Origin of the sequence: Cocleimonas sp. KMM 6892, from assembly GCF_035798195.1 — a bacterium.
Lineage (GTDB): Bacteria > Pseudomonadota > Gammaproteobacteria > Thiotrichales > Thiotrichaceae > Cocleimonas > Cocleimonas flava.
This window is the reverse complement of sequence record NZ_JAPFBV010000001.1, coordinates 778,795-790,890: the sequence shown is the minus strand read 5'-3', so window position 1 is coordinate 790,890 and position 12,096 is coordinate 778,795. Positions and strand designations below refer to the sequence as shown.

Here is a 12,096-nt window from a genome sequence, read left to right as displayed (position 1 = left end):
AAGATGACTGCTTTTCAAAAAACTTTCGATAAATCTATCTGGGAAGTCGTTTCTCAAATAGCGGTAGGGCGCGTCATGAGTTATGGCGAGGTCGCTCGTGCTGCGGGGTATCCCAGACACGCTCGAATGGTGGCGCGTGCGATGAGTCGATCAGAAGAACAGCTTCCCTGGCATCGCGTGGTAAAATCCGATCGTACCATTGCGTTTGAAAAAGGCAGCGAACCGTATAAAAAACAACAAGCTTTGTTATTAGAAGAGGGCGTAAAAATCAAACAGGGTAAAGTTGTACCTGTTGCCTCAGATAAGAATAGAGCGCTTGATGAAGTATTGTGGGGACCTGGCAACGATACTTAATACTACTTAGGCTAATAAAATAAGAAAAACGCCTTGTAAGTAGGGGGGTGACTTTTCAGGTATGATTGGCAACAAACTAAATCGACTATGGGCTAAATATGTCTGATTCAATCAATGATTCTAAAACGATTAATAAAAAAGAATCATGGGGAGACACACTAAAATTATTCTTGAATCCAAGTGTTTTAACGATGTTATTTCTTGGGTTTTCTGCAGGTATCCCTATTCTGCTGATTTTCTCTTCCTTGGGTTTGTGGTTACGAGAAGCGGGGGTTGAACGCTCCGCCGTTACTTTCTTCAGTTGGGCGGCTCTTGGTTATTCCTTTAAATTCGTCTGGGCGCCCTTGGTAGATAAATTACCATTACCGATACTAACCAGACTATTAGGTCGCAGACGAAGCTGGATATTGCTGTCACAGTTTGCAATTATTTTAGCTATTTTGTGGATGTCACAGACGGATCCAAGTAATGACGAAAGTCTTACGCTAATGGCCATTGCTGCCGTTTTATTGGGGTTCTCATCAGCAACTCAGGATGTCGTAATCGATGCTTATCGCATTGAATCTGCAGAAACGGATTTACAGGCCTTAATGTCCTCGACTTATATCGCAGGTTACAGAATAGGCATGTTGGTCGCCGGAGCAGGTGCGCTCTACCTTGCCAGTTTTTTTGGTTCTGAAAAAGGGGCTTACAATTATCAAGCATGGGAATACAGCTATATGATCATGGCTGGGGTCATGTTAGTTGGTGTGATTACCACGTTACTTATTCCTGAACCCGCCCAAAGCAAAGACAAATCCACCCAATATTCGGCCGATGATTATTTAAGGTTCTTATTCTTATTCATTGCGATTGTTATCGCATTTATTTTAACGTTTTACTTCAGCAGTGATATTTCAAAAGAACTTAAAAGCTCACTCAAAGTAACGCTTGATAATAAACACTTGGCGAATTTCATCGTTGCCCTCATTCGCTTGATCACAGCGATAGCGTTCGCTGGACTTGTTGCTTTTGTTTTAGTTAAAGCGCGACTCGTGAATAAGGCAATGGTAAAGGAAACGTATGTAGCGCCCGTACAGGATTTCTTTTTACGTTATGGTTACTCGCTCGCTTTTCTTCTTCTTGCGTTAATAGGTCTTTATCGAATTGCAGATATTGTACTTGGCGTAATCTCGAATGTTTTCTATCAGGATTTAGGGTTTTCAAAACCTGAAATTGCGAGTGTGGTGAAAACCTTTGGTTTGCTCATGACGATCGTTGGCGGTTTTCTAGGTGGGTTATTATCCGTTCGTTTTGGTGTAATGAGAATTCTATTCTTAGGTGCGTTACTTTCCGCGTTAACAAACCTGCTTTTTATGGCTTTGGCAGGGGCAGGTTACAATATGCCTATGCTTTACCTTGTAATCTCGGCTGATAATTTATCCGCTGGATTAGCCAGTGCTGCGTTTATTGCCTTTTTATCTAGTTTGACGAATATTTCTTTTACCGCTGTGCAGTTCGCTATCTTTAGTTCGTTAATGACGTTATTACCAAAAATACTAGGCGGCTATTCAGGTTCGATGGTGGATGAGGTTGGTTACCCTAACTTTTTCCTGATTACGGCGATTATGGGAATACCGGTTTTAGTCTTAATTTTTATCGCAGGTAAAAAGTTAGAGTTAAAACAAAACAGCGAGGCATGAAAAACCCTCTGAAAGTAGGGGGGTGTCATTTTTTATAAACCAGCATTTACACGGTATTTTTATCATATTAACTAAGTGTTTAGGTGATTTTGCCACTTGTCAGTTAGAATAGTGAATTCAGCTATGTGGCGGTTTGCCATATATGTTTTTTATCGTTAAGCTCAGCCGTTAAAGTCACAGACGCAAAATCTATTTCAAGGAGAGAAATTGATGTTATCCCGATTTATTAAGTTAATGATTCTTTTTACATTAACAATAGGACTAACTCAAACTAGTAGCGCTCGCTACAGCACTAATCCAAAACTCGGAATTAATGTCGGTGGTGTCGGTAAAATGACCACTTCTATTCCTTTTACTGATATCTTTAAGAGCTCTCGCGGTTGGTTTACGTCATGTGAATTCGACTGGCGTGCTGGTGTCCCTATAGACCCTGGTTGCACCAAAAAGAAATCGTTAAATTCACAAGAACAAGATCTATTACAGTTAGATGGCAATGGTTGGGTAAGGTCTCTTCCTGCACCTAATGAATCTCCTATATTCACCAGTGTAACGAGTACCTGGAAGCTCTCAAAGCATTTCCCTACTGGCCGTTATGTGGTTCTTTATGATGGTGAAGGTGTGATGAAAATCACCGGTGATTTGCGTATGGGTTATCAACGACCTGGGCACATCGAATTCGATTTGCTATCGCCAAAACGTAATTTGAAACTGCAAATTACCAGAACTGACCCACGTAGAACGGGTGACTATATTCGTAATATTCGTATTGTTCCTAAAGCTTACGAAAAAACCTATCAGCGTCAGGTATTTAATCCTGATTACATCGCCAGAATCAGAGAAATGCATGCCTTACGCTTTATGCCTTGGACAAACCCAAGAGGTAATATGGCAGAAGAGTGGAATCAACGTGCAACTATCGGTACTTCTCACTACACCGGTGATAATGGTGTACCTGCAGAACGTATGGTGGATTTAGCCAATGCGATAAATGCGACTCCATGGTTGAGTATCCCTTATAAAGCAAGCGATGATTACATGGCTCAATACGCACGTATGGTTAAAAATCGATTGCGTAAAGACCAAAAAGTCTACGTCGAGTTTTCCAATGAAGTGTGGAATACCATCTTCCCTGCTGCAACTTACGCCGCCCGAAAAGCAGATAAATTGTGGAAGTTCCCTTATCCAAAAGTTCCGCAAGGAAAACGCCGTGTATTACTCGCAGCTAACTGGTATGCAATGCGCAGTGTTCAAATGTGTCAGATTTTCAAAAAAGAATTTGGGGGTCAACGTAATCGCGTAATTTGTGCGGTTGGTTCATTGAATTCAGTACCTTGGGTGGGTAAAGAAATTTTAGATTGCCCATTATGGAAAGCAGCTAACGGCTGTGGAAGACACATTGATGCCTACGGTATTGGCCCTTACTTTGGCGATTACATCGCACGTAAAGAGAACCGTGAAACCGTTAAAAGCTGGACGAGAGATGGTGATGGCGGAAAATCTCGCTTGTTCCAGGAAATCCTTCACGGCGGCATGGTAAAGAACAGTCCTGAAGGTGGTGCAATGAGCCTCCTACGTACTCAGATTGCTCAAAATAAAGCGCTTGCAGATAAATACAATCTTCAATTAGTAGCGTATGAAGCTGGACAGCATTTGATTCGTTTTGACCCACCACATACCGTAAAGGATCCTGCAGTGCTTAATTTATTTATGACTGCACAAAAAGATCCTCGCATGAGAACGGCATATCAGCAGTACTTAAATGCCTGGCAACAAGGTGGTGGCGGATTGATACTGCATTATTACGGTATTGGTGAACCAGAACCTAAAAACTTCTTCAGTATGCTTGATCATTTACATCAGCCTTCTACACCTAAGTATTTAGCATTAATGGACTATTTAGGGACTAGTTCGACTTATGTCGCGCCAAGAAAAGCTTACGTTGCTCCTGTCGTAGAAAGACAGCAAGCACCTCGTGCCCCTGCTCCTCAGCCACAAGTGCAAAGACAAGCTCCGCCTCCGCAAGTCCAGAGACAAGCGCCTGCTCAAAATAACTGGGATAAATTCCTTGAACCTGCGCCTCGACAAGCAGCAAGACAACCAGCACCTGTTGTAAGAGCACAAGCGGGCTCCCCACTTAGTGGCGCTGGCATTCAGGGTTGGGCGAGAACGGGTAATTCAACTATTTCTCCGCCAATCACATTACAACGTGGCGCCAGAAACAGACTGTCGCTTTTGTGGCATTACACCAATGCAACGCGTGCAGGTAATCAGTTCTTTCGTTTGTATGCGATGGATAGCAGGGGTGGAAGAAAATTGTTGTTGGAACAGCCAGCGGCAGATATTGCAGAAATTGGTAATTTCGACCAGTTATTTGAGGAAGATGTCAGTCGTTATGTCGGACCTCCTATCAGGTTGATGATTGAAACAAGTCCTGGCTTAAATACGGTTATCGAAAAGCTAACTTATTAAGTTAGCGATGCCAATTTCAACAATGATGGAATAACCGTACAACAACAGTGTTATTCGGTTATAATGCGCCGTTTCGTGAGATTTAAGGAACGTAATAATGTCTCAAATCCTTGTTGGTGTTGTAATGGGTAGCAATAGCGATTGGAATATAATGTCCAAAGCTGTTGAGCAATTAGAAGCATTTGGTATTCCACATGAATACAAAGTCGTGTCAGCTCATCGCACACCTGACCTGCTGTTTGAATATGCAAGTTCAGCTAAAGAACGTGGCTTAACTGCGATAATTGCAGGCGCGGGTGGTGCAGCTCACTTACCTGGCATGATTGCAGCCAAAACAGAAATACCGGTTCTTGGTGTCCCTGTTCCTTCACGTTATCTAAAAGGTGTTGATTCACTGCATTCTATTGTACAAATGCCTGCTGGAGTGCCTGTTGCCACGTTTGCTATTGGTGAAGCTGGTGCGACTAATGCGGCATTATTTGCTATTTCTTTACTGGCAAATACGGATGAGTCAATTGCTAAAAAACTCACTGAGTTCCGTGAAAAGCAAAAGCAAAAAGCCTTGAATATGCAACTCCCACCAGAGACAAAATAATGTTATTACCAGGCGCAACACTCGGTATGTTAGGCGGTGGCCAATTAGGCCGTATGTTTACTATTGCAGCAAGAAATCTCGGCTACAAGGTTGTTGTACTTGAGCCGGATACTGGTAGCCCTGCTGGTCAACTCGCTGATGAACATATTATCGCTGCTTATGACGACGCCGAAGCCTTAGTAAAGCTTGGCAATCAATGTGATGTCATAACCACAGAATTTGAAAATATTCCCGCTGAAGTACTTAATAAACTAACAGAATATTGCCCTGTTTTTCCATCGGCTAGTGCTGTGGAAAAAGCCCAAGATCGTATTGTTGAAAAAGAATTTATTCTGTCTTGCGGGTTGTTACCTGTTCCTTATGGCGTAATCAATACAAATTCAGATATCGCTGATGCGGTTAAGGATATTACTTTTCCCGCAATCTTGAAAACAGCGCGTTTTGGTTATGATGGTAAAGGTCAACAAACAATAAATAGTGTGGATGAAGTAGAAGCCGCATTTAAAGAAACTGGCCAGGTATCCTGTGTTTTAGAACAACGCATTGATCTGGATTGTGAAGTCTCAGTCATCCTCGGTAGAAATGAGCAAGGAGAAACCCAGTGTTTCCCTGTTGCAGAAAATATCCATCGAGATGGTATTCTTTATCAAACACTGGCTCCTGCCAGAGTGGATGACAATATTGCTAATGCTGCACAAGCTGCTGCTCAGCGAATGGCTGATAAACTCGATTATGTTGGTGTAATGGCTGTTGAGTTCTTCGTTACCAAAAAAGGCGAATTACTTGTCAATGAAATGGCACCAAGAACACACAATAGCGGTCATTTCACGCTTGACGCCTGTGTGACTTCGCAGTTTGAACAACAAGTACGTATGGTATGTGGTTTACCCTTTGGTGATTCGCGTTTGTTGAGTCCTGTGGTTATGACAAACATGCTTGGCGATCTTTGGGGTTCTGGAGCAAACACACAACCGCATTGGGATAAGTTACTTGAAAACCCATCAACCAAGTTACATCTTTACGGAAAAAAAGAAGCCCGAGCAGGTCGAAAGATGGGACATTACTGCACACTTGCAGATGACTTAACGAGTGCTCAACAGCAAGCCGATAAGATCTTTAATCAACTGCCGGCTTAATTTAATAGAGTTGTTTATTCTCTATTAAATGTAAACGTCGAGTTAAGGAGTAGCTATGGATTTATCGCTATTAATAAAAGCGCATTCTGGCATCGCTATTGCCGTATTGATAATCTATATCGTTCGTGGTGCTTTGATGCTTGCAAATTCACCTAAGACTAATTCAGCAACAGTGTTATCTATCGCTTCGATTTTTACCTTATTGCTTTTTGGTCTAGGCGTTTATATTGGCTTTGCACAAAATCTTTCTTTTGCAGATGGTTTTATATTAACTAAAATTATCAGTTTATTGTTATTTGTTGCGTTTGGCACAATCGCACTTAAGAAAGGCCTATCAAAAGCTGTAGCTAGTGGGTTGTGGCTATTAGGACTGGTTGCTTTTATTTACGCTTTCCTTATCGCTACGCATAAACTCGCTCCTTTGTTCTGAGCATCTATAAACACAAAACTCCTCATTAAATATTTTCTGCTTTTTAAGCAATAATCATAAGACTAAGAAATCATGTTAGATAAAAAACAATTAGATGAGTATCGTAAAGATATTTCATTTAGCGGCACACTTTGTGACACCACATTAAATTACAAAAGTACCTGGGGTATTTTCTCTCCACGAGAATTGGATGATGGTACTAAATTGTTGATGAATTACATTAAGATTAATTCGGATGACAATTGTTTTGATCTAGGTTGTGGTTACGGACCGATAGGTTTAACAATGGCAAAACTTGCCCCTAATGGTGAAACAGTATTGGTTGATAAAGATTTCATGGCTGTTGAATATGCGAATAAAAACGCTGCGTTGAATAAGTTATCCAATGCTACGGCGCAGCTTAGTAATGGCTTTCAACACATTGAAAGGTCAAAGCGATTCAATGTTATTGCTTCTAATGTACCGGCTAAAGTTGGAAAAGAGATGATGTCTTTGATGTTGCATGACGCTTATCATCATTTAGAAAAAGACGGAAGTTTATATCTGGTTACAGTTAATGGTTTACGCCAGTATATGAAAAGAAATCTGAAAGAGATTTTTGGTAACTATAAAAAGGTAAAACAGGGTAAAGCGTATACCATTCATTTGGCTAAAAAATGAAAAATCTTAATCTAAAAGGAAGAAAAGGCACCCCCCTACTTTAGGGCATTTTATTTTTCCAGGTTGTAAACCCATTACCGTTTCTAATAATCATTTGAACGCTCAGGCCTTGTTCTATTACTAGTTCTTTTCCTTTTGCTTCACCTAATACCATTAGAGTGGTTGCCCAGGCATCTGCAAGCATTGTAGACGGATTTACGACTGTGACTGACGCCAGTTTATGCTTTATCGGGTAACCTGTTTTAGGATCAATAATGTGTGATTGTCTTTCATTATTTTCAACATAATAGTTTCGGTAGTCGCCGGATGTGGCTACAGCAGTATTGTCTAATTCAAGTAAACTATTGACCGCTCTTGAATCCGCGTCCGGATTCTCTATGGCAATTCGCCATTTCTTATTGGACAGGTTTTTACCTTTCGCTTTAACCTCGCCTCCGATTTCCACTAAATGATTAGCAATGGATTTACTGCTTAAGTAGTCACTTACTTTATCTACTGCATAGCCTTTGGCGATTGATGATAAATCTATAGTGAGCAGTGGGTCTGTTTTTTTAAGCGAGTTGGTTTCCTTTTGAGTGCCCAGTTTTTGGTAGCCTATGTGTGACATTGCTTCTTTAATATCGTCATTCTTAGGCGTATTAATTTTTATTTTAGGGCCAAATCCCCATAGATTTACCAAAGGTGAAATTGTTATATCGAAATAGCCTCCAGATAAGTTTGAAATTAATAACGCACTATCAACCACATTATAAAAATCTTGCGATATGGGTATCCACTCTAATGAAGGGGTTGCATTAAATTGACTGATTTCGGAGTCGGATTGATACGTCGACATCTTGTGGTTGATGTCTTTTAACAGGTTATCAATATCCAATTGTAAAGCAGATTGCTTATCTTGATTTTTTTGTGTGGTTATCAGAGTTATATGATAACTCGTCCCCATGGTTTTACCTTGTAAAACGACTTTTCTGGGAGCGTTATTATCAGAACATGAAACCAATAATACTAATAACAAACAGAGAGATATAAAGCGGGACATCGTTTTAATTTAGAATGCGTGATCGATTAATATTTCTTGTGAGCCACGTTTTACTTTTACAGAAATGCTTGATGCTTGTGATAATTCATTTAAAACCATTGCACCCTTGTTTTGGTCATCTAACACAATACCATTTACTTCAGTGATGATATCGTTTGAACGGAAGTTCAGCTGATTAAACATTTTTCGTTGTTTGCCGGGTCTAATACGAAACCCAATAAACTGACCATCTACAATTGCAGGAGACGGTCTCACTATATCCATCAGTTTTGTTGGATTAGTAATTATATCCTGCCTTAATTGAGTAAGGTCAGGTGGTGTTGAATTTGGGGCAGCTATAGGAGAGCGCTTAGGTTTTTTTTGGGTTTCGCTACCAGGTAAAGGAACGCTGCTGGTTTGTCTTCTTGATTTGGTTGACGCTTTATTAACCGGTAGTAATAGTTCTTCTGTTTTCCCGCGGTTATCTAATACGACTTTTTCTGGGAAGATATCACTGACAGTAACGCCCTCCTGTATTTTTTCGCCTTTGCCATAGACTTTTTGAGGTCCATTAGCGGCTGAGATTAGCGCAAAACCTTCTTTAGACTTATAGGCAACGATGCCATGAAGTTTTAAATTTAATTTAGTAGGGGCAACAACGGCCTTTTTAGTTGTTGTTTGTTTAGTGACTGGGGCTGCTACTGGTTTAACTTTAACTTCACCAAAAATATGCTGGTCTGCAATGCGTTTACCGTAATTAATCTGAGTCTGAGGTGTAATCAGGTTACCAGTGTCACTAGATGTAAAAGTGCCTATTTTTGGGGCTGGCGTCAACACTAACCACATTAACTTAGCTAGAGAAAAACCTAAGGCTATAACGAGTAGCAGGCTTATAAAGCCGGGAAGTTTTGTTTTTGTTTGTATGGTTGCGCTCATTATACTGCTCTAATTAATTTGTCGCCATAATACTATAGAAGGAGACCGGAATGTAGCTTGGACTCCCTACTTAGTTTTTGGTTCTAAGATTGTAATAATAAGTCGGCAACTTCCTGATATTTTTTAGCGCTCTTTTCTAAAATCTCTGCGGGTAAATGTGGTCCAGGTGGTGTTTTATCCCAGTCTAGAGTTTCTAGATAATCTCTAATAAATTGCTTGTCGAACGATGGCGGGCTAGTGCCTTCTGAGTACTGGTCTGCTGGCCAAAATCGAGATGAATCGGGTGACAGAATTTCATCGATTAATATCAATCTGCCATGATCATCAAGCCCGAACTCAAATTTGGTGTCAGCAATGATAATCCCTTTAGATAAAGCAAATTCAGATGCTTCTGTATAAAGTTGGATACTAATGCGGCGAACCTCTTCCGCTAGAAACCCACCGATTTGAGCATGCATTTGTTTAAACGTGATATTGACGTCATGACCACCCACTTCAGCTTTTGTGGAAGGGGTGAAGATTACTTCGGGTAACTTTTCTGCTTGTTTTAAGCCTTCAGGTAAGTCTATTCCACAGACTTTTCCTGTTTCCTGATAATCTTTCCAGCCAGAACCGATGATATATCCACGCACGATTGCTTCTACGGGTAAAGGTTTTAGTTTCTTAACGATAACACTTCTGCCTTCGAGCATTTCTCGTTCAGATTTGGTGAGTTTCAAATCATTAAGAGTGAGATCACTAAAGTGATTAGGCACTATGTGCGATAACTTATCGAACCAGAAGTTTGAAACCTGGGTCAAAACAATTCCTTTATTTGGAATAGGCTGGGGAAGCACAACATCAAATGCAGACAGTCTATCCGTCGTGATTATCAGCATGTGATTATCATCTACGTCATAAATATCGCGCACTTTACCGCGAGTAATTAAAGGTAAGTGCTCTAGATTGGTTTCAAATACAGGAGTTGACATCGCTTCACTTCAGAAATAGCTGGATAATTAATCACAGTATTTTATCTAACCAAAACCACAAGCGCTATGTAATGCTTGAAAATAAACTCTTATTTTTCTCCTTTTTTCTAAAGTTCTTCTATAATCTCTAGCAATTCACTTAGGACAGTCATATATATGACGATGTCTGTTTATGATTAAATATGAAAAAAACCCTAGAAACATACAAAAGCGTTCACTAAAAACTATTCAAGAAAGCGCTGAATTATCCCACTTTAATAATAATGAGAAAGCAGTTGCACTGCAAATGATTGCAGCGGCAGGGGATGTATCTCTTCTTGAAAATATCAGATTCAGCAAAGATGCGATTGATATTGCTTTAGAAGCACTGAAAGAAGATTTTGATCTTCTTTGTGATACGGATAATGTCGCTTGTGCGATGAAGCAAAAATATCTAAAAGATGAACCTATTTGCCTGATAAACAAAGCCAGTGTGATCTCACAGGCAAAGTCGAATAAACATACACGTAGTATGGAAGCGGTCGATCTCTGGAAACCTTATCTCTCTGATAGCATAATTGTAATAGGTAAAGAAGCTACTGCTCTTTATCGTTTGTTAGAGGTTTTAGAAGAGTTAAAAGACGAAGATAACTTTAAAAAGCCAAGTCTAATTATTGCTACGCCTTCTGGATTTACAGGAGCGGTAGAGTCCAAAAATTATTTATGGGATAACCATGAGCAACTCGATATTCCCTGTATTACAGTTTTAGGGTCTCAGGGAGGTAGTGATGTTGCCTCAGCGGCAATTAATACATTATTAAAGATAAGAAAAGAAACAGACGATGGTTGAAATTTAAGCCAGGAAATTCCCATAAAAAAAGCCCGGTTTAGCGGGCTTTTTTTATGGGAATTTCCAAATTATTTAACTATAAACTTCTGATAAATTATCTATAAACTTCTAGCTTACGAATTTTAGCTAAAGATATAGGGGTTGTAGCTATACCACCACCAATATGTTGTTCAATAACAGCATTGTTTCCACTTACTCTTCTTAGTAAGCCTGTAATGCTAGCGTCATTACTGTTTAAAATTCTAATATTTTTACCGACGGCAGAGTTGATGCTTGAAATGCTTACCACTCTAAACTTTGGCTCAATATATACTTTCTTTTCTTTAGCTTTCAGTTCTTTAATCGTTCCAGCTGGAAGTAAGTCACTTTCTTTAAATGTAGGCTCTATATCATCATCTAAAGCAACTTCTTCATCCATGGCTGCTTGTTCATTGCTTTCCTGTTCCATACTAGTGTCTTTTGACATCACTGCGTCTAAATCACCTTTAGCGACGCTCTGAACCATATTCGCATTTTCTTTGGCGACACCACTAATTTTTGAAAGGGTCTCATCAATGGATTCACCATTCAAAACAACTGAAGCTGTTAACGCGACTAAGCTTAATACGATATTGGCAATATTCGTTGTTATTGCGCCACTCCAGGTCATTACATTGATGTATTTGAAAGCCATGCTAGAAACGATAAACACTATCGCAATTGATAAAATCAACATGATGTTTGGGTCTATACCGCCCAAAAATATTCCTAAAGGAATTAAGGTAATTGCAGCTGCAATGCTACCAACAATGGAAGCTAAGAAAATTCTACCCATATCTGGCTTCTTTGCATGTAGCATACTCGCTATCTTGCTAACCAAGAAAAGGGTGATGAGAAACGCAAAAATGAGTGATCCGACTAAAATCATGACTGTAACCTTATAATTTTTATATTTTAGATAGAGCCCTAGCTCTACTTCATTGGTTAAACTTTAACGCTTTTGTACTCTAGTGTTCAATGAAACTCCGATAAGCGCG

At 39.9% G+C, this 12,096-nt stretch carries 12 protein-coding genes; 8 read left to right on the top strand and 4 right to left on the bottom strand.

The window, feature by feature from the left end; all coding sequences use genetic code 11:
* Positions 1-3: 3 nt before the first annotated feature.
* From OO007_RS03640 to OO007_RS03610, 7 genes are all read left to right on the top strand, one after another.
* Positions 4-354: an MGMT family protein gene (locus tag OO007_RS03640; protein WP_325807785.1), complete on the top strand. Its 351-nt coding sequence runs from the start codon at positions 4-6 to the stop codon at positions 352-354.
* A 98-nt stretch (positions 355-452) separates the two neighbouring features.
* Positions 453-2,036 carry an AmpG family muropeptide MFS transporter gene (locus tag OO007_RS03635; protein WP_325807784.1) on the top strand — a complete coding sequence of 528 codons (1,584 nt, stop codon included), beginning with the start codon at positions 453-455 and terminating at the stop codon, positions 2,034-2,036.
* Positions 2,037-2,246: 210 nt separating this feature from the next.
* Positions 2,247-4,505, top strand: a complete 2,259-nt coding sequence (locus tag OO007_RS03630; RefSeq protein WP_325807783.1) for a hypothetical protein — start codon at positions 2,247-2,249, stop codon at positions 4,503-4,505.
* A 97-nt stretch (positions 4,506-4,602) separates the two neighbouring features.
* Entirely contained in the window at positions 4,603-5,100 is a 498-nt protein-coding gene (gene purE, locus OO007_RS03625) for a 5-(carboxyamino)imidazole ribonucleotide mutase (RefSeq protein ID WP_131904649.1), read from the top strand.
* Positions 5,100-6,236: a 5-(carboxyamino)imidazole ribonucleotide synthase gene (locus tag OO007_RS03620; RefSeq protein ID WP_325807782.1), complete on the top strand. Its 1,137-nt coding sequence runs from the start codon at positions 5,100-5,102 to the stop codon at positions 6,234-6,236. The genes purE and OO007_RS03620 overlap by 1 nt, the downstream gene beginning before the upstream one ends.
* A gap of 55 nt (positions 6,237-6,291) precedes the next feature.
* On the top strand, positions 6,292-6,666 hold the full coding sequence (locus OO007_RS03615; RefSeq protein WP_325807781.1) for a SirB2 family protein: 375 nt from the start codon (positions 6,292-6,294) through the stop codon (positions 6,664-6,666).
* A gap of 72 nt (positions 6,667-6,738) precedes the next feature.
* Positions 6,739-7,326 (top strand): class I SAM-dependent methyltransferase, encoded by a 588-nt coding sequence (locus OO007_RS03610; protein WP_131904646.1) that lies wholly within the window; start codon positions 6,739-6,741, stop codon positions 7,324-7,326.
* A gap of 40 nt (positions 7,327-7,366) precedes the next feature.
* On the opposite strand, the gene OO007_RS03605 is transcribed toward OO007_RS03610, so the two are convergent.
* From OO007_RS03605 to OO007_RS03595, 3 genes are all read right to left on the bottom strand, one after another.
* Positions 7,367-8,269: an FAD:protein FMN transferase gene (locus tag OO007_RS03605; RefSeq protein ID WP_325807780.1), complete on the bottom strand. Its 903-nt coding sequence runs from the start codon at positions 8,267-8,269 to the stop codon at positions 7,367-7,369.
* A 105-nt stretch (positions 8,270-8,374) separates the two neighbouring features.
* The gene (gene gspC, locus OO007_RS03600; protein ID WP_325807779.1) at positions 8,375-9,280 is read right to left on the bottom strand and encodes a type II secretion system protein GspC; all 906 of its coding nucleotides are present in this window, start codon (positions 9,278-9,280) and stop codon (positions 8,375-8,377) included.
* A gap of 83 nt (positions 9,281-9,363) precedes the next feature.
* Positions 9,364-10,251 carry a phosphoribosylaminoimidazolesuccinocarboxamide synthase gene (locus OO007_RS03595; protein ID WP_325807778.1) on the bottom strand — a complete coding sequence of 296 codons (888 nt, stop codon included), beginning with the start codon at positions 10,249-10,251 and terminating at the stop codon, positions 9,364-9,366.
* Between the two features lie 172 nt (positions 10,252-10,423).
* Here OO007_RS03595 and OO007_RS03590 point away from each other — a divergent pair, with 172 nt between their 5' ends.
* A complete protein-coding gene (locus OO007_RS03590) occupies positions 10,424-11,080 on the top strand; it encodes a precorrin-8X methylmutase (protein WP_131904642.1) in 657 nt (218 codons plus the stop codon).
* Between the two features lie 94 nt (positions 11,081-11,174).
* Here OO007_RS03590 and OO007_RS03585 read toward each other — a convergent pair whose 3' ends face one another.
* A complete protein-coding gene (locus OO007_RS03585; RefSeq protein ID WP_325807777.1) occupies positions 11,175-11,987 on the bottom strand; it encodes a hypothetical protein in 813 nt (270 codons plus the stop codon).
* Positions 11,988-12,096: the final 109 nt, after the last annotated feature.

Bases quoted from the DNA above. Each gene is read 5' to 3' on its own strand.
- OO007_RS03640 (WP_325807785.1), top strand. From the start codon at position 4: ATGACTGCTTTTCAAAAAACTTTCGATAAATCTATCTGGGAAGTCGTT.
- OO007_RS03635 (WP_325807784.1), top strand. From the start codon at position 453: ATGTCTGATTCAATCAATGATTCTAAAACGATTAATAAAAAAGAATCA.
- OO007_RS03630 (WP_325807783.1), top strand. From the start codon at position 2,247: ATGTTATCCCGATTTATTAAGTTAATGATTCTTTTTACATTAACAATA.
- purE (WP_131904649.1), top strand. From the start codon at position 4,603: ATGTCTCAAATCCTTGTTGGTGTTGTAATGGGTAGCAATAGCGATTGG.
- OO007_RS03620 (WP_325807782.1), top strand. From the start codon at position 5,100: ATGTTATTACCAGGCGCAACACTCGGTATGTTAGGCGGTGGCCAATTA.
- OO007_RS03615 (WP_325807781.1), top strand. From the start codon at position 6,292: ATGGATTTATCGCTATTAATAAAAGCGCATTCTGGCATCGCTATTGCC.
- OO007_RS03610 (WP_131904646.1), top strand. From the start codon at position 6,739: ATGTTAGATAAAAAACAATTAGATGAGTATCGTAAAGATATTTCATTT.
- OO007_RS03605 (WP_325807780.1), bottom strand. From the start codon at position 8,269: ATGGGGACGAGTTATCATATAACTCTGATAACCACACAAAAAAATCAA.
- gspC (WP_325807779.1), bottom strand. From the start codon at position 9,280: ATGAGCGCAACCATACAAACAAAAACAAAACTTCCCGGCTTTATAAGC.
- OO007_RS03595 (WP_325807778.1), bottom strand. From the start codon at position 10,251: ATGTCAACTCCTGTATTTGAAACCAATCTAGAGCACTTACCTTTAATT.
- OO007_RS03590 (WP_131904642.1), top strand. From the start codon at position 10,424: ATGATTAAATATGAAAAAAACCCTAGAAACATACAAAAGCGTTCACTA.
- OO007_RS03585 (WP_325807777.1), bottom strand. From the start codon at position 11,987: ATGATTTTAGTCGGATCACTCATTTTTGCGTTTCTCATCACCCTTTTC.